Origin of the sequence: Jiangella asiatica (genome assembly GCF_004349065.1) — a bacterium.
GTDB lineage: Bacteria > Actinomycetota > Actinomycetes > Jiangellales > Jiangellaceae > Jiangella > Jiangella asiatica.
Genome location: NZ_SMKZ01000025.1, coordinates 72,126 through 89,043, shown reverse-complemented (window position 1 = coordinate 89,043; position 16,918 = coordinate 72,126). Strand labels below are relative to the sequence as shown.

Annotated in this window: 15 protein-coding genes and 1 tRNA gene; 8 read left to right on the top strand and 8 right to left on the bottom strand. The window is 72.4% G+C overall.

Annotated elements, in window-relative coordinates:
• Positions 1–2: 2 nt before the first annotated feature.
• Positions 3–2,627 (bottom strand): penicillin acylase family protein, encoded by a 2,625-nt coding sequence (locus E1269_RS17940; RefSeq protein WP_203433833.1) that lies wholly within the window; start codon positions 2,625–2,627, stop codon positions 3–5.
• 160 nt (positions 2,628–2,787) lie between these two features.
• On the opposite strand from E1269_RS17940, the gene E1269_RS17935 reads away from it, so the two are divergent.
• From E1269_RS17935 to mscL, 5 genes are all read left to right on the top strand, one after another.
• Entirely contained in the window at positions 2,788–3,375 is a 588-nt protein-coding gene (locus E1269_RS17935; RefSeq protein WP_131896985.1) for a hypothetical protein, read from the top strand.
• On the top strand, positions 3,372–3,941 hold the full coding sequence (locus E1269_RS17930; protein WP_131896983.1) for a hypothetical protein: 570 nt from the start codon (positions 3,372–3,374) through the stop codon (positions 3,939–3,941). The genes E1269_RS17935 and E1269_RS17930 overlap by 4 nt, the downstream gene beginning before the upstream one ends.
• A 114-nt stretch (positions 3,942–4,055) precedes the next feature.
• Positions 4,056–4,412 (top strand): FmdB family zinc ribbon protein, encoded by a 357-nt coding sequence (locus E1269_RS17925; protein WP_131896981.1) that lies wholly within the window; start codon positions 4,056–4,058, stop codon positions 4,410–4,412.
• Between the two features lie 215 nt (positions 4,413–4,627).
• Entirely contained in the window at positions 4,628–5,272 is a 645-nt protein-coding gene (locus E1269_RS17920) for an RcpC/CpaB family pilus assembly protein (RefSeq protein ID WP_131896979.1), read from the top strand.
• Positions 5,273–5,335: 63 nt separating this feature from the next.
• Positions 5,336–5,725 (top strand): large conductance mechanosensitive channel protein MscL, encoded by a 390-nt coding sequence (gene mscL, locus E1269_RS17915; RefSeq protein ID WP_131896977.1) that lies wholly within the window; start codon positions 5,336–5,338, stop codon positions 5,723–5,725.
• Between the two features lie 51 nt (positions 5,726–5,776).
• Here mscL and E1269_RS17910 read toward each other — a convergent pair whose 3' ends face one another.
• The 5 genes from E1269_RS17910 to E1269_RS17895 form a co-directional block, all read right to left on the bottom strand.
• On the bottom strand, positions 5,777–6,634 hold the full coding sequence (locus tag E1269_RS17910) for a MerR family transcriptional regulator (protein ID WP_131896975.1): 858 nt from the start codon (positions 6,632–6,634) through the stop codon (positions 5,777–5,779).
• 3 nt (positions 6,635–6,637) lie between these two features.
• On the bottom strand, positions 6,638–7,084 hold the full coding sequence (locus tag E1269_RS17905) for a hypothetical protein (RefSeq protein ID WP_131896973.1): 447 nt from the start codon (positions 7,082–7,084) through the stop codon (positions 6,638–6,640).
• Positions 7,085–7,163: 79 nt separating this feature from the next.
• Positions 7,164–7,301 (bottom strand): hypothetical protein, encoded by a 138-nt coding sequence (locus E1269_RS32960; RefSeq protein WP_203433831.1) that lies wholly within the window; start codon positions 7,299–7,301, stop codon positions 7,164–7,166.
• Positions 7,302–7,314: 13 nt separating this feature from the next.
• Positions 7,315–7,773 carry a CBS domain-containing protein gene (locus E1269_RS17900; protein ID WP_131896971.1) on the bottom strand — a complete coding sequence of 153 codons (459 nt, stop codon included), beginning with the start codon at positions 7,771–7,773 and terminating at the stop codon, positions 7,315–7,317.
• Between the two features lie 125 nt (positions 7,774–7,898).
• The gene (locus E1269_RS17895; protein WP_131896969.1) at positions 7,899–12,035 is read right to left on the bottom strand and encodes a DUF4011 domain-containing protein; all 4,137 of its coding nucleotides are present in this window, start codon (positions 12,033–12,035) and stop codon (positions 7,899–7,901) included.
• Positions 12,036–12,286: 251 nt separating this feature from the next.
• Here E1269_RS17895 and E1269_RS17890 point away from each other — a divergent pair, with 251 nt between their 5' ends.
• Entirely contained in the window at positions 12,287–12,832 is a 546-nt protein-coding gene (locus E1269_RS17890) for a hypothetical protein (protein ID WP_131896967.1), read from the top strand.
• 156 nt (positions 12,833–12,988) lie between these two features.
• Positions 12,989–14,041 carry a tryptophan--tRNA ligase gene (trpS, locus tag E1269_RS17885; RefSeq protein ID WP_131896965.1) on the top strand — a complete coding sequence of 351 codons (1,053 nt, stop codon included), beginning with the start codon at positions 12,989–12,991 and terminating at the stop codon, positions 14,039–14,041.
• Between the two features lie 72 nt (positions 14,042–14,113).
• On the opposite strand, the gene E1269_RS17880 is transcribed toward trpS, so the two are convergent.
• Positions 14,114–15,088 (bottom strand): pirin family protein, encoded by a 975-nt coding sequence (locus E1269_RS17880; protein WP_131896963.1) that lies wholly within the window; start codon positions 15,086–15,088, stop codon positions 14,114–14,116.
• A 71-nt stretch (positions 15,089–15,159) separates the two neighbouring features.
• Here E1269_RS17880 and E1269_RS17875 point away from each other — a divergent pair.
• A tRNA-Arg gene (locus tag E1269_RS17875) sits at positions 15,160–15,232 on the top strand.
• Positions 15,233–15,528: 296 nt separating this feature from the next.
• On the opposite strand, the gene E1269_RS17870 is transcribed toward E1269_RS17875, so the two are convergent.
• Positions 15,529–16,863, bottom strand: coding sequence for a glycosyltransferase (locus E1269_RS17870; protein ID WP_131896961.1), 1,335 nt, complete (start codon positions 16,861–16,863; stop codon positions 15,529–15,531).
• Positions 16,864–16,918 lie beyond the last annotated feature (55 nt).

Below are 16,918 nucleotides of genomic sequence, written 5' to 3'. Positions count from 1 at the left end.
GGCTATGGGGTGGTGGCGGGTTCGGGTGGGACGAAGGTGAAGGTGTGCTCGGCGGCGGCGCGGATGTCGTCGGCGTCCCAGCGCATCGGCAGGGTCTCGCCGTCGCGCCACAGCTCGGTCTGGTCGGTGTAGTGCTCGTGGAACGGGTGGCCACTGATGCCGGTGAGGTCGATCCAGCGCGATGCGTTCAGGTCGCCCAGATCGACGATCATGCGCATCGACGGTGCCCAGACGGTCTCGTAGCCCTCCGCGGCGTCCCAGGCGGTCGCGTCGACGATGGACCCGCCGCCGCCCACCTCGACCGGGCCGCGGTTGTACAGCCACTCGACCAGCCCGACGCCGGACGTGCCGAAGGTCTGCTCGGTCAGCTCCATCGCGTGCAGCCGGCCCCAGTCCCATCGTGAGGCGTCCTTGCCCTGCTCGACCGTCATATCGTCACGGGCGTCGCGGGCGGCCTCGACGAGGATGAGGTCGCGGGTCTCGACGACGCTCTCGGTGCGGATGTCGTCCCAGTACGGGTCGTCGGGCTCGTCGAGCAGCGCCCGCATGACCTCGAACCAGCGACCGCCGCCGTCGGGCCACTCGTCCTCGGGCAGGTCGTCGTGGAAGGTCAGCTCCATGAGGTTGCGCCAGACGGCGGCGAAGTACGCGGCGGCCGCGGAGTCTGACTCCATGGCGCCGCCCCAGTCGGCCAGCAGCCGCAGCCCGTCGCCGTAGTACCCGTCCGGCGCATCCAGCTCCAGCAGGTGTGGCAGCAGGATGTCCGCCGCCGCGTTGTGGGTGTCGAGCTGGATGTCGGCCATGACGCCGGTGTCCAGCGGTTCGCCGGACTCGACGGCTTCGGTGAGCAGCTCGGTGATCCGGGCGGCCCGATGGCCGGGGTCGAAGTCGGCGGTGAGCAGGAACGGGTAGCGGTCGCTGGTGACCGGCTGGTTCGCGGTGACGACGAGGCCACCGTCGGGGTTGAGGACGCTGGGCAGGTTCGCGAACGGGATGAAGCCGGCCCACTCGTACTCGCCGGTCCAGCCCGGCACGGGGTAGCGCCCGTCGGCGGCGGTACGGACCGGTATGCGGCCGGGCGCCTGGTAGCCGATGTTGCCCTCGACGTCGGCGTAGACGAGGTTCTGCGACGGTACGTCGAACAGCGCGGCGGCCGCGCGGAAGGACTCCCAGTCGCTCGCCTGGTTCAGCGCGAAGATCGCATCCGCGGTGCGGCCCGGATCGAGTGCCGTCCAGCGCAGGGCGACCTCGTACCCGTCGTCGACGGGTCCCGGCTCATCGTCGTCGTCCGGACCCTCGCCGACGGTGTCCGGATCGCTGTCGGCGCTCGCGGCGACGGCATCACTCGAGGTGGCCGCCTCGCCGACGTCGTCGAGGCGATCGTCGTGGTCGGAGAGGATCGGGCCGTGCCGGGTCTCGCGGACGGTGATGGTGACGTCGTCGGCGCCGGCCACCTCGATGGTCTCCTCGCGGGTCTCCATCGGCACCCACTGGTCGCCCACCCGGTAGGTGTCGTCGCGGACCTCCTCGAGGTAGAGGTCGCTGACGTCCGGGCCGAGGTTGGTAAAGCCCCACGCGACGTCCTGGTTGTGCCCGATGACCACTCCCGGCAGGCCGGCGAAGGAGTACCCGACGACGTCGAACGGGCACTCCGGACCGACGTCGCGGCAGTGCAGGCCGACTTGGTACCAGATGGACGGCTGACCGGGGGCGAGGTGCGGGTCGTTGGCCAGCAGCGGCGCGCCGCTCTCGGTGTGCTCGCCCGCGACGGCCCACGCGTTCGAGCCGATCCCGGTGCCCGAGCCCAGCGTGACCGGCGCGGCGGCCAGCGCCGACATCGTCGACCGCAGCGCCGCCGTAGCGCCGTCCGGCAGCGGGAGCGGGCCGCCATCCGGCCCGACCAACGCGGGCGGCAGCTGGGTGGAGACGTCCTGGTCGGCGACGACGGGTGGCACCGACGGCGCCGGCGGCGGGTAGAGCTGCTCGACCCGCTCGACCGGCAGCTCCGCCGCGAGCAGCGCCCGGGTCGCCTCGTCCTGCATGTTGCCGCGCAGGTCCCAGGCCATCGCCTTGAGCCAGCTCAGGGAGTCGACCGGAGTCCACGGGTCGGGGCTGTCGTCCCCGCCGGTGAGCCCGAGCAACGTGTAGGCGAGGCCGAGCTCGCCGCCGTCGTGCCCGTCCAGCCAGGCGTTGACGCCGTCGGCGTAGGCGTCGAAGTAGCGGCGGCTCTCCGGGCTGATCAGCGGCAGTTCTGCTTGGGCGACGTCGGTCCAGCCGAGGGTGCGCACGAACGCGTCGGTCTCGACCTGGTCTTCGCCGAACAGCTCCGACAGGCGCCCGGCGGTGATGTGCCTGCGCACGTCCATCTGCCAGAACCTGTCCTGCGCGTGCACGTACGCCTGGGCGCGGAAGAGGTCCTCGGGGGTGTCGGCGTAGATGTGCGGTATGCCGTTCTCATCCCGGAAGACCTCGACCTCGCCGGTCAGGCGAGGGATCTCGGCGGTGCCGTCGTAGTCGGGGTACGCCCGGCGCGTTGACCACACCCCGAGTGACGCGGTGGCCACCAACGCGAGGACGACCAAACCCGCCACTGCAGACAGCGCGATGGCGATGCGGCGACGGGTCACCGAGACAGAGTAGGGGAACGTTCACGGGCCGCCGTCGCCCGCGTGAGGGCCGGATCGTAGCCCCCACGAACCTGAAGAACTGGCAAGCCCTGAGGCTTTCTTCGGCCAAAGCAAGGCTCAAGCCTTTCCACATAAGGCAGCCAGGTTGTAGCCTTGCTGTGTGCCTTACGTCCTGACGGTCGACCAGCGCGGCAGCCGGCGCAGCCGCGACCTCGTCGAGGACGCGCTGTCGACACTCAAACAGCTCGTCCACGAGCCGCTGCTGCCGTTCGAGCGGACCGCCGGCGACGAGTTCCAGGGCGTGCTCGCGCAAGCGAACGCGGTCGTCGACGCCGCGTTGCTGCTGGTCCGCCTCGACGCGTGGAGCATCGGCATCGGGGCCGGCCCGGTCGACGAGCCGCTGCCGGCCAGCACCCGCTCCGCCCGCGGCCCCGCGTTCGTCAGCGCCCGGGCCGCCCTCGACGCCGCCAAACAGCGGCCGCAACACCTCGCCGTCGTCGGCACCAACGACCGCGGCCGCGACGCCGACGCCGTCCTCACCCTGCTGGCAGCCGTCATCAGCCGGCGCAGCCCGGCCGGCTGGGCCGCCGTCGACCTGGTCGAAGCCGGTCACACGTTCGGCGAGGCTGCGGGCATCCTCGGCATCAGCCGCCAGGCGGTCGGGCAGCGGCTCGCGGTCGCGCTGTGGCAGCAGGAGCGCGACACCCGCCCGGTGACGACTCGTCTGCTCGACGAGGCCGCCGCATGAACGTCGTTGCCGTGATCCTGTTGGCGACGGCGGGCGTGACCGGCGCGGTCGCGTGGTACGCCGTCGAGCACCGGCGCTCCGACGCGCCCACCTCGGCCTGGCTGGCCGCTGCCGCGGTGCCGGTGGTGCTGGTCGGCGCGGCGGCGCTGTTCGGGCGGAGCGGCGCGCCAGCCGACGCCGCCGTGCGCGACCTTGCCAGCGCGGCTGCCGTCGTCACGGCCGTTACCGGCGGCAGCCTCGTGGCCACCGCGCTGCTCCGGGTGGCCGACCGCGGACGCGGCGCCCTCGGCGACGACGCCGTCACCGGCGATGCCACCATGAACGTCTCGGACCCGCAGACGCTACGCGGCGGCACCTCGATCGGCGCACTGGAGCGCATCGGCGTCGCGGTCACCCTGCTGGCCGGCTGGCCAGAAGGGCTCGTGCTGGTCCTGGGCGTCAAGGGCCTGGGCCGCTACCCCGAGCTGCGCCGGCCCGCCGCCGCCGAACGGTTCATCATCGGCACGCTCGCCAGCGTGCTCTGGGCCGTCGCCGCCGTCGGCGTGGTGTACACGCTGCGCACGTAGGGGTGCGGCGCGGCTCACGTGGACAACGGGGCCCCGAAAGGCGCATTATTGGCAGTCGAGGGTGACGAGTGCTAAACCATCGCACCCTCACCATGACGCGGAAGGACCCGACACGTGCCCACGTACCAGTACGTCTGCACTGATTGCAACGAACCGCTGGAGGCGGTGCAGAGCTTCACCGACGATCCCCTGACCGAGTGCCCCGCCTGCGGTGGGCGCCTGCGCAAGGTGTTCTCCGCCGTCGGCGTCGTCTTCAAAGGCTCCGGCTTCTACCGCAACGACAGCCGCGCCGGCAGCAGCACCAACGGCAACGGCAAGAAGGCCGACGCCAAGGAGTCGTCGTCCTCCTCGAGCTCGTCGAGCGACTCGTCCTCCTCGTCGAGCACGTCGCCGAAGGACAGCCCCTCCAGCAGCTCCAACTCGGGTTCCGGCTCCGGCTCCAAGGCCGCCGCCAGCTCCCCCGCCGCCTAGGGTCCGCCACAGGCTCCCGGCCATCACGAGGACTTCGCGTGCATCACCAGGCTTACGAGCATGGTGCGACACGAGATCTCGTGCTGAACGTGATCATTTCGGGTCCGGTTCACGAACAGCCTGGGTGATGGCGGTGACGGCGCGGCGCAAACTCGTCGGATTCGCCCTGTGGACAACCGCTTCCCAGGCGTCGCGGGCACTTAGCGTCGGAGACCATGGACGACATCCGGCCCGCTCTCCAACGCCTGGCCCGCACCGTCGGCTGGCATCGCCGGCTGCTCGCGGGCGGACTGGCCGCCGCCGCGGTCGCGCTGGCCATCGAGGCCGCCTCGCCGTCCCCGCCGACCACCATCGACGTCCTCGTGGCCGCCAGCGACCTGGACGGCGGTAGCCGGCTCACCGACGCCGACCTCGCCGTCGCCCGGCTGCCGCCCGACGCCGTGCCGTCCGGCCTGGTCAGCCACGCCGACGCCACCGGAGCGCTGCTCGCCGGACCGGTCCGCGCCGGCGAGCCCTTGACCGACCGTCGCCTGCTCGGGCCCGGGCTGCTGGCCGGTTGGGGCGCCGAGCTGGTCGCCGCGCCGGTCCGGGTGGCCGACGCCGGTGCGGCGGGCTACCTGCGTGCCGGCGACCGCATCGACCTGCTCGCCACCTCACTCGACGGCACCACCACGATCGACGGCGCCGCGGTGGTGGCCGCCGGCGTGCCCGTGCTCGCCGTGCCGCCGGCCGCGGAGGGCGCCCTCGCCGAGGGTGCGCTGCTGATGGTCGCGGCCACACCCGAGCAGGCCGCGGACCTGGCAGCGGCCGCGGTCGCCGCTCGGCTCACGTTCACCGTCGCGGCCGCGCGATTTCCCTGACTCGGCAACATCCAGCGGCTATGGTGTGGCGCGGTCGCACATCGGCGCAAGGAAGGGTTAGCCGTGCTCAAGGGTTTCAGGGACTTCATCAGCAGGGGCAACGTCGTCGACCTGGCCGTCGCCGTCGTCATCGGGGCTGCGTTCACCCTCGTCATCAACGCCATCGTCAACGGGTTCGTCAACCCGCTGATCGCCGCCATCTTCGGTGAGCCGGATCTGACACAGGTGGCCAGCTTCGAGATCAACGGGGCGCAGTTCTCGATCGGCCTGATCCTCGACGCGTTGTTCAACTTCCTCTGCGTCGCAGCGGCCATCTACTTCTTCATCGTGATCCCGATCAACAAGCTGCGTGAGCGCAAAGCCCAGGAGCCCGAGTCCGAGGAGGAGGCGGTGCCGGCGGAGGAGATCCTGCTGCTCCGCGAGATCCGCGACGAGCTCCGCAACCGCGTCTGAGCCCACAGTGACATCGACGGCCGGCGGCGGCCGCGTCCAGTCGCCCGTGGATCAGCCGGCCTGACGCGGCGGTGGTTCTCCGTGGCCGGCGGCGCGCCGCTCGGTGCGGCCGGCGCTGGGCGGCGCCTCGCCCGGGTGCGGCTGATCGGCCGGGCCGACGACGTCGGGCAGGACGTCGGCGAGGTCGTCCTCGACCTGGCGGACGAGGGTACTGAGGGCGAGGCTGAACTCCGGAGGCTGACGCTCCATGATGTCGACGAGCTCGTCGGGGTCGTCGAGGAACCGGATCGTGTCCCCGTCGATCAGCACGACCCACCGCGCCCACGTTGCGACATCCCGGCTACGCAGGTCGTCCAGGACGGCGCGGCTCCGCGAGAGCGATGCGCCACCATCCAGCAGCCGTTTGACCAGCCGCAGCAGGACCAGGTCCGGTACCGAGTACAGCCGCCGCTCGCGGGACGCGTCGTCCGCCCGAAGGCTCGGCCGGACCAGACCGATGCGAGCCCAATGATCCAGCTGCCGGTAGGTGATGGCGGCGACGATGCACGCGGTCGGGCCGGCGTACCCTCGGCCGGTCGCATCGCGCAGCGGAGGCGGGTCGTCGTACAGAACCGGCCCGCTGCCTGTGTCGGGGGCATCGGCAGCGTCCGCCCGCTGCTCGCCGGCCGTTGCCTCGTCCTCGGCGGACGCTCCGCCGGCTACCGTCCGATGCGATGACGACAGGCTGGAACGAACCGTCGATGGTTCCTCGATCACCGCCATCAGCTGCTGCTTCGCCCGCACGACGTCCTTGTCGGCCAGCCCGAACAGCCGGCCCGCCCGGGATCGCGGGCGCACCCGGCTGCGCTCCAGCGCGCTCGCGTCGAGCAGCGGACCACCTGGCTCCGGCTCCACGATGTCAGCACCCATGGCTCACGACTTCCCCACGACGAACAACGTCACGCCCGTGGCGACGGCGGCCAGCACGGCCTGCGTGTAGAACATCAGCTCCACCCGGGCGAGCACCGCTCTGTTCGCCTCGACCGTCAGCACCTTCACCGCGAACAGGTCACCGAGGATATCGCCGTCGCTCGTGCCCGCCCAGCGGACCAGCTGCGTGGCCGCGGGACCCGGGGCGAGCCGCGCCATGCACAGCACCAGGATGCCCGTCACGGCCGAGGCGCCGAGGAAGACGAAGGCGCCCCACAACCAGCCGCCCCGTGCGTCGTCGTCGGTGACCGCGGCGAGCAGCGAGGCAGCGACGGCGATGGCGGCCACCAGCGTGCCCGAGCGCGTCGCGAGCGCCTCGGCACGGGCGCTCTGCGTTGCGAGCTGGGTGTCGGCCTCGCGGAACAGCCGTTCCGTCGCGTCGCTCGCCACCGCTCGCCCTTCCGGTCGCTGTCACACCCGGCCTGTCACACCTGGAAAGCTGGTGAGTAGCTTAGGGCGTCGCGGCGGCTCACCAATGCGGCGGGCGTTCCTCGAGCAGCCGTGAGTCGTTGGAGCTGTCGTCGTCGCCCCAGCCCGTGGGCCGCTCGTCGGTGGTTGTGTCGGGCAGGACGTCGAAGTCGTCTTCCCACCCCGTTCCGCTGGTCATGTCAGCTCCTTCCTCAGTCCAGGTCGCCGGCCTCGACACGGGCCAGGCGGCGTTGGCGGACCAAGCCGTCCACGTCGATCTCGGGCGCGCCGGTCTCGTGCCAGAGTGCCGCGAACACGCCGGTGACGTCGCGCTGGCTGAGGATGCCGACAAGCCGGCCGGCGTCGACGATCGGCAGGTGGCGGATCCAGTGCTGCGCCATCAGCCGCGCGGCGTCGCGCACGTGGGTGTCCGGCGAGACGGTGATGACGTCGCGGGTCATGACGTCGGAGATCGGCTCGATGTCCGGGTCGGCGCCGCGTGCCATCGCACGCAGCACGTCGCGCTCGGTGATGATACCCACCAGGGCGTCGCCGTCGACGATGACCAGGGAGCCGAGCTGCTGCCGCCACATCTGCTCAGCCGCGTTGCGCAACGTCCCCGTGGTCGAGTCGGTGACGGTGGCACTGGTCATGATCTCGGCGACTCGCACGGCGATCCGCTCCCCCTGAACGACACTCGCTGGATGATCACCAGCGTAGAGCACCGCATGGTGGTGCCGGCACGGGTTTACCCAAGCAGGCACCGGCGAAACGACCGACGACGACGGTGGCAGGCTCAGGCCGCGGGCGAACCGGCCCGGGCCACCCGGACCGCGTGCCGCAGCACGTCGTGGGTGCGTGCGTCGTCGGCGTCCAGGCCGAGATCGCCGGCGATCAGGCCGACCACGTCGTCCACGCCGCGCCCGATGCCGTCGGACTCCACCCAGCGGGCGACGGCGGCCAGCTCGCGGCGGGTGTAGTCGCTGATCGGCCAGCCGCTGACGACGAGCGGGCGATCGCCCTGCCGGTGCGGCTCCGCATGGTCCGCATCCTCGGCATCCGCCGCGTCAGGGCCGCCCTTCGGGTCGCCCGGCGCTCCTCCGCCGTCCCCGTCGTTGTCATCGTCTTTGTCACCGGCTCGCTCGACCTTGCCGGCCGGCGACGACGCGGGTTGCGCGGCCTCATCCTCGGGCATCCCGGCGACGATGTCCGCCTCGGCCGCGGCGACCGCCCAGTCGTAGGCGTCGGCGTCGGAGACCGCCTGCTCGTACGCGGCCAGCAGCCGCTCGGTCTCGGCGTCGGGATCGGCCGCCCACGCCGCCGACCAGACGCGATGCACCGTCCAGCCGAGCCGGGTGAGGTGGCTCTGCCGCAGCCGCTCCCGCTCGCGGGCGCTGTGCCGGGCGGCATACGTCTCGCCGTCGGTCTCGATGGCCAGCACGTACCGGCTGCGGCGGGTGGGGTGTGCGACGGCGACGGCGACACCGCCGGGCCCGCCGTACCCGACCACCACCTCGGCGGCGATGCCGGACTCACGCAGCCGGTCCGCGACCATCTCGGCCAGCAGGCCGGACCGGTCGGGCGCGCCGGAACCGTCGCTACCGCCCTCGACCCAGTCCGGAGACGCGCCGTGCTGGGCGTAGGAGAGGAACCGGCCCAGGGCCTGCGCCCCGGGCGTCGTCAGCCGGCGCGGGCTGAGGTCGTCGGCACCGAACGTAGCCACGACGGTGAGCCGCTCGCGCGAGCACATGGTGGCCGCGGCCAGCCGTCGCTCGCCGCCGGGGCGGCCCAGCGCGCCGAAGCGGTAGAGGATGCGTCCGTCGACCGACCGGCCGTAGCCCAGGCTGAGGATGATGGCGTCGCGGACATCGCCGGCGACCCGCTCGACGTCCTTGATGAAGAACGGCTCGGCGCGGTCGCCACGCAGGTGGGGCGCGACCTCGGGGGCACGGATCAGCGCGTGCCGCAGCGCCGCGTCCAGCCGCTCGGCGTGCCGCGGTCCGAGGGTCACGACGCCGAGGCTCTCGTGCGGACGGGTGCGCACGTGGTCCAGGATCGCCTCGACGACGCGGGCGACCTCGGCCGACGAGCTGTCGATGGGGTCGTCGGCGACCGGGTCGGCCTCGACGATGCCCATGGTGACACGGTCGGCACCGCCGACGCCGGGCACCGTCGTGAGCCGGCCGGCGTGCGTGGTGCGTGCCGCGAAGCCGATCAGCCGGTCGTCACGGACCCGGTGCATCCCGGTGAGCACCCGCTCCGGCAGGGCGTCCTTGAGCAGGTCGGCGACGGAGGCGGGCGGCTCCTGGCCCCACGGTCCCTCGTGCTCGTCCGGGTCCGGTGCCGGCTCGACCGCCGTCGTGAACGGCGGCCGGGCGACCTCGTCGTCATCGAACAGCACGATCCGGGCGCCGCGCGCCAACGACGGCACCGCCTCGGCGACGGCGAGCCGGCCGGCGTCCTCGACCACCACGACGTCGAAGAGCCGGCGCGCCGGCAGCACGTCCGCGACCGACAGCGGCGAGGCCACCCAGCACGGCACGGTGGCCAGCACCAGCTCAGGCGCCTCCTCCACCAGTGCCAGTGCGGTGGCCGGCAGCGCGCCGTCCGGAGACTCCGTCAGCACCGCGGCCTGGCCTTCGTGCTGCTCGGCGACGGCGGCGAAGCGCTCCCGGCGCGCCTCGAGCACCCGGCCGGCGGCGGCACGCACCTCGACCATGTCGGCGGCGCTGAACTCCTCGAGCCGGCGGTCGTGCGCGAACCGGTCGAACCGGCCGAGAGCGGGGTCGGTGGAGCGCCACAGGTCCAGCAGCGAGGAGTACCAGGCGTAGTCGAAGACGGCCTCGACCTGCTCGGCACCCATGCCGCGGCGGCGCAGCTCGGCCAGCAGGTCGTCCAGGCCGGCGGCGGAGAGCTCGGCCTGCAGCTCGTAGAGCCTCGGCAGCGCCCGCAGGTGACCGCTGTCGGAGATCAGCTCATCCAGCCGCTTCGCGACGTCGGCGAACGACAGGTTCTCCAGATCCGCGGTGCGCGGGTTGCCGGCGACCAGCGTGGCGAGGTCGTGCCGAACCCCCTTGGCCGCGGCGATCGCGTCCGGCAGGTGCGGCCCGGTGCGCGGTGCCTTGCCGTCGCGGGCGCGGTCGCGCCAGCTGGCCAGCTGCTGCTGCGCAGCGAGCAGGCCGTCGTGCAGCCGCTGCCGGTGCTGCCGCCCGGTGGCACCGGTCAGCTCGCCGAGGCGGCGGCGCAGCTTGCGACGGGCGAAGAAGCCGACGCCGCCGGCGTGCTGCGTTCGGTAGGCGCGGTCGCCGCTGGCCATGGCCAGGTCGCCGAGCGGCTCGTCCCAGATCTGGGCGCCGAACTGGTCGACGGTCCGGTTGACGGCGGCCAGCAGGTCGACGGTGTCCAGGCATTCGGTGACGGTGCTCGGCCCGGCCAGGCCGACCTCGACGGCCGCGCGGGTGGCGGCGTCACGCAGCGCCGGCAGCGACCGTTCCCGCAGCTCGGTGACGGTGGTCAGCATGCTGTCGGCGATACGGATCGACGGGATGTCCGACCCGAACCACGGTGAGCCGCTCTCGGTGAGAGTCAGGCCCTCGATGTTGGCGAAGTCGCGCAGCTGGACTCGCACGTGCGCGGTGCTGCCGGCCCGGGCCAGCACCTCGGGGTCGACGCGTGCCGTGGTCCTGGCGAACTCCTGTGCGGTCGCGACCAGCACCATCGCCTCGTGCGCCGTGGACCCCCAGGGCTGGCGGACCTTGTGAATGGCGTCACGGTAAGCGTCGAGCTCAGCGGCGAGCTGCGCGGCCGCGCCCGTCGTGGCGTGGTCGAACTCGCCGGGCCGGCTCTGCGACAGCCGCCGCGCCGTCTCGGTGATCTGCCGCACCGCGTCGGCCGGCGGCGTACGGCCGGCGTCCAGCACCAAGTCTCCCAGCCCGGCGGCGGTCAAGCGCCCGACGAGATCGTCCAGCGCGGCCCGCTTCTCCCCGATGACCAGCACCCGCAGCCCGCGTCCGGACAGCTCCGCCACCAGCGCCGCGAGCGTCTGGGTTCGTCCGGTGCCCGGAGCGGCGACGATACGCAGGTGGCCGTCGCCGGCGGCGGCCGCGACGGCGTCATCCTGCTCGGAGTCGGTGTCGAGGGCGCGGAACCGCAGGTCGGCCGGGGCGCCGGCCCGGGCGACGGCGCCGAGCGCGGCGTCGTCGCCGGCCAGCGCGGCCACCACGTCGTGCTCCTGCAGGTCGACGCCGAGAGCGGCCAGGTCGCGGGTCAGCGTCAGCGGCGCGGTGGTGAACGTCGCGAGCACCGCGCGGTGCGCGATGGCGAACCCGTCGACGACGTGCGGCGGCGCGAACTCCCGCAGCCGCTCGACGACGGTCGCGTACCGCAGCCGGCCGGCGGGGTCGCGAAGGTCGTCGGTGGCGAAGCGCAGACCGAGCTGGGTGTCCAGCGCGTGCAGGAGCACCGGGTTGACGAACGGGTCGTCGGCGATGGTGATGATGAAGTCGGTCTCGGCCGGATCGCGCGCCTCGACCGTCGACGATCGCAGCATCACCGGGGCCGTCGGCCGGCGGGCGGCGAACGGGTTGGCCCAGGTGGCGATGCCGACGGCGAGGAAGCACGTGGCCAGGCCGCGCTCCTCGGCGAGCTCGCGGGACTTGTCGCGGATGGCCCGCACCGAGCGCAGCGCGGACGTGCGCAGCGGCTCGTACGGGAACAGCTTGGACACCAGGACCGGCTGGCCCTCCAGCAGCTGCCGGCGGGCCTCGGGTTCGGCGGCGGCGAGGTCGAGCGTGCCCACCTTGAGGTCGCGGTACGACAGCAACGGATCCCGTCCGCCCAGGACGGCCAGGTCGCTGCTCCACTGCTCGACGGCCTGGGCGACGAGCTCCGCGCGCGTCGGGACCGGGCCGGCGGTGACCTCCGGTTGCCTCACACCCCGGAGGGTAGTTCGCCGATCGCGCGCATTTGTGGAGGCAAGCCGTGGGTCGTGGAGGTTTGGGCGGGCACCGGGGTGGGTATCGCGAAATTCTTCGCCGTGCTGTTCGCCGTCGAGATGGCCGGGCGGGTGGCCGGGTACCCTGACGTTTCGGGCCGTGATGGCCTAGAGTGGCGCCGGTCCACGGGGGGCAAATGGGTTCCGGCGGCCGTGCCGCCGGCGAAAGACCCGGCTCGGAGGAATGTGCCGTGAAGCTGCTCGAGGATGTCCCCTCGGCTGTCGCCCACAGCGAACCACAGCGCCGCACCGCGCTCACGCTCGCCGTCACGGCGGCATTCTTGCTGGTGGCCGCCCTCCTCGGGGTGTATCTCGTGGCGACGAGCGACGGTGGCTCCGACGGGTCGGCGTCGGACGGGCTGCCGCCCCCGGAGGGCACGCTGGCCGACTGGGCCACCGGTGTCACTGACGCGTGCACCACGGTCGCCGCCGAGCACCCGGTGATGGCCGAGAATCCGCAGGTCCGGGTCGACGCCGCCAATCTCGGCGCGGCCAGCGACGGGACGCACGCGCTGGTGACCGGTGTCCGTCAGGTGCCGCTGCCGTCCGACGACGCCGAGCAGGAACGTGCGGCCGCCGCCGTCGCCGCCGGCGAGCAGGCCGCCGAGGCGTGGGGCGCGCTGGCAGAGAGCCCGGAAGCGCCCGCCGCGGAACAGCTCACCGAGGCCTCGGCGCTGACGACGGCGTTCGTCGCGGGTGTCACGGAGCTCGGTGCCACCTGCGCGCCCATCGGCTGAAACCGCCGGCGGGTATCCTGATCGGGTGAGAACTCTCGTGCTGGTGTGGTGGCTGCCCTCGTAGGCGGCCCACCTCAGCATGTCCATCGGCCGCCGCGACGGCGGCCGGCTCGGTGACAGCTCTCGCGGTGGCCTGCCCACCGATCGGAGAGCAGCGTGACCATCACTACCGTCCTCGACACGCCCCTGCTGGCCGACCCGGCCGACGTCGCCGCCGACCCATCGCGCCACCGCGTCCTCACCGGCGACCGGCCGACCGGGCCGCTGCACCTCGGGCACTACTTCGGCACCCTGGTCAACCGGGTGCGGCTGCAGCGCCAGGGTGTCGAGACCTACCTCGTCGTCGCCGACTACCAAGTGATCACCGACCGGCTGTCACCCGGCGAGATCGCCGCCAACGCGCGGGAGGTGGTGCTGGACAACCTCGCCGCCGGCATCGACCCGGACGCCGCGACGATCTTCGCGCACAGTGCCGTGCCGGCCCTGAACCAGCTGCTGCTGCCGTTCCTGTCCCTCACGACGGTGGCGGAGCTGCAGCGCAACCCGACCGTGAAGGACGAGGCGCAGGCCGCGGGCATCGGCTCGATCAGTGGCCTGCTGCTCACCTACCCGGTGCACCAGGCCGCCGACATCCTGTTCTGCCACGGCACCCTCGTGCCCGTCGGCGACGATCAGCTGCCGCACGTCGAGCAGACCCGGCTGATCGCGCGCCGGTTCAACGAGCGCTACGCCGGCGGGCGGGTCGTGTTCGGCGAGCCGCAGGCGCTGTTGTCACCGGCGCCCCGGCTGCTCGGCGTCGACGGGCGCAAGATGAGCAAGAGCCGCGGCAACGCGATCGCCCTGAAGGCGACGGCGGACGAGACCGCGCGGCAGATCAAGCGCTCGGTCACCGACGCCGAGCGGACCGTCACCTACGACCCCGTCGGCCGGCCCGGGGTGTCGTCACTGGTGCTGCTGGCCGCCCTGTGCCTGCGCAAGTCGCCGTCGGAGGTGGCGGAGTCGGTGGGCGGACGCGGCTCGGCAGCGCTGAAGGCGCTGGTCACCGAGGCCGTGAACGAGGAGCTGCGGCCGGTGCGCGAGCGGCGGGCCGCGCTGGCCGCCGAGCCCGGCCTGGTGGAGTCGCTGCTGGCTGCCGGGGCGCGACGCGCGACCGAGGTGGCGTCGCGCACGCTGGACGAGGTCCAGTCGGCGCTCGGGATGACGTACTGAAGGCGTTCGCGTGAGGATCGGGCTGGATGGTTGGCGGTCGGGTGGCGCTGTCGGCCCACGAGACGCCAACCATCACGCGTCGTCGCTCGGTGGCCGGCGACGGCGCGGGGTCAGGCGCAGCGGCGGGATGGGCGGGGCCGGGATGCGTTCGCCGTCGTGACCGGCGACGGTGCCGAAGCGCTCCTGGCCCGCCCGCTCCCACTCCTCCCGCGCGGCGACGATGTCCTCGTGGCTGCGGCCGACGAAGTTCCACCACATGACGAGGTCGTCCGGGAACGGCTCGCCGCCGAGCAGGAACAGCGACGTGGACGCGCCGCCGGCCGCGGTGAGCCGCAGTTCGTCGCGGCCGGTGCCGAGATAGAGCAGCGGCCCGGATTCGAGCGGCGTGCCCGCGACGTCGGCCCGGCCCTCCAGCACGAGGACCGCGTGCTCGAAGTCGGTCCGGAGCGGGACGGTCGCGGTCACGTCTGCGTCCAGGTCCAGCTGCGCACCCAACAGCGGGCTGAACGTCCTCGCCGGCGAACCCGTACCGCCCAGCTCCCCCACGACGACGGTCGCCGTGAGACCGGGCGCCGTGTGACGGGGCAGCTTGGTGTGCTGCTCGAAGGCTGGTGTCGCAGAGCTCTGGTCGGGGATGGCGGCCCACAGTTGGAGCCCGTGCAGCAGCGGCACCTCCCCCAGCGAGATCTCCGAGTGCGCGATGCCCGGACCGCTCGTCATCAGGTTCAGCTGACCCGGCCGCACGATCACATCGCTGCCCACGCTGTCCCGGTGCCGGATCTCACCCACCAGCGGCCAGGTGACCGTCTGCAACCCGGTGTGCGGATGCGGCAGCACCCGCATGTCCGTGCGCTCGGGCCCGAACCGGTCGAGGAAGCACCACGCCCCCACCGTCGGCACCTCCCGATGCGGCAGCGTCCGGCTCACCCGCATCGCCCTGATGCCACCCAACGGCACATCACGCGCCGGCAGCAAGCGCGCGACCGGTCCCACCTGCGCGCTCGCCCGGCACTGCGTCTCAGCCGGGCGGGTGTCCAAGTTGCTCACGACATCGAGCCTAGACTCGAACCATGCGGCCGGACGGTCTCCCGCCGGCGGCCGGTATGCTGGCTCGGCCCGCCCTCGTAGCTCAGGGGATAGAGCATCCGCCTCCTAAGCGGAGGGTCGCAGGTTCGAATCCTGCCGGGGGCACCCGCTGACCAGCGCAACGTACCGTGCTGGTTGACCGTGAGCGACCGCCGCTGACGCCGGTTCACCGGTCGCTATCGCACGTATATCGCACGGCCGATTCGCGTCTGTTGACTGGGGAATGACCCTGTTCGGCGCGTGGTCCGCCGGCCGGTCAGTTCGGCATCCCCAGCGCGGTGGCTGTTTGCCGCAGCCGCAGAAACCACGTACCAGCCGGTGGCAACGGCGGAGGCTGCGGCATTGGCGTTCGCTTCGTCTGAACCGGTTGTGTTGCCACTGGCAAGGGGTGGTGCCTCGTGTCAGGGCTGCTGCTGCGTGAAGCTGGTTCGTCGGCGGTCGGTGATGAGGTCGTCGACGATCTCGGCGAGTCGGTGCACCCCGCGAGTGGTCGCCATGCGCTCGGCGATGCGCCGTGCGGCGTCTCGGTACCGGTTGTCGTGGAGTACGGCGCGGACGGCACGGCGGACCTGCGCCGGCGAGGGCGTCTCGGTCGTGATGCGGCGCCCGACGCCGGTCCAGGCGACCCGGGCGAGCACTTCGGGCTTGTCCTCGTGGCTGCCGGCGGCGGCGACGATCGGCACGCCGTAGCGCAGCGCGTACTGCACGCCCCCGTAGCCGCCGTTGGTGACGTAGACGTCGGTTTTCGGCAACAGGTCATCGTAGGGCAGGAACTCGGCAGCGTGGGCGTTGGCCGGCAGCGCCGGCAGCGACTCCACGCGCCGCCCGCCGGTCGCGACGGCGATCAGTATGTCTTCGTCGGCGAGCCCGTCGAGCGCGGGCTCGATGAGCTGGCCGAAGTCCTTGTTGGCGATGGTGCCCTGCGTGAGGTGGACGACGGGTCGCGATCCGTCGAGTTCGGGCCACCACGGAGGAAGCGGCGGCGCCAATGGGCCGGAGACCGGGACGGGATCGGTGATGGGTCCCGCGAAGTGCAGGGTGGCCGGGGCGTCGGACCGCGGGTACTCGAACTCGGGCACGGTGAACTGGACGATCGCCTCGACGTGTCGTGGCCAGTCGAGCACCGCGAAGGGAATCGGGCGGCCGTGCAGCTGGTGGAATATCTGGTCGGCGGTCCGTTCGACCGGCCCGAACACCGCCTTGGCGGTGATCGCGGCGAGCGCGGCGTTGCGGAGACGACCGAGGGGGCCGCGGAGCGGGGTGAGTCCCATGCCGGAGGGTGCCGTGTCGCGGCTGGAGATCATCAGTGGGCAGAAGCCGCTCATCACGATCGGCGGTCGGACCCCGAGGGGGTGGCCGAGCAGGAATGCGCCACCCAGGAAGGCCGGGTCGATCAGCACCACATCGGCTGGGTCGGCTTCGTGCAACGCCATGATCGTGTCGTGCTGGGCCAGCCCGGGGCGAACGAAGATGTGCTCGATGTCATGAGCGAGTGCCTTCGTGCCCTTCAAATGGGCCCGCTCGGGAAAGGTCTCGTTGAAGTCCTGCCGGTCGTCGAAGTCGATTTCGGTAGGCAACGGCAGATGCTCGGCTCCGGTCGCCTCGACGGTCTCGACGAATCTGGCGCCGGTGAGGAAACGGACCCGGTCCCCTCGTCCCGCGAAGTGTCGCGCGACCGGCAGCAACGCAGTGACGTGCCCGTGGATGGGCATGGTCGCGATCATGATCGATGTCATGGTGACCCTCCGGCGGGCCCTTCGGACGCAGGGTAGCATTGAGGCCCATGGAGCA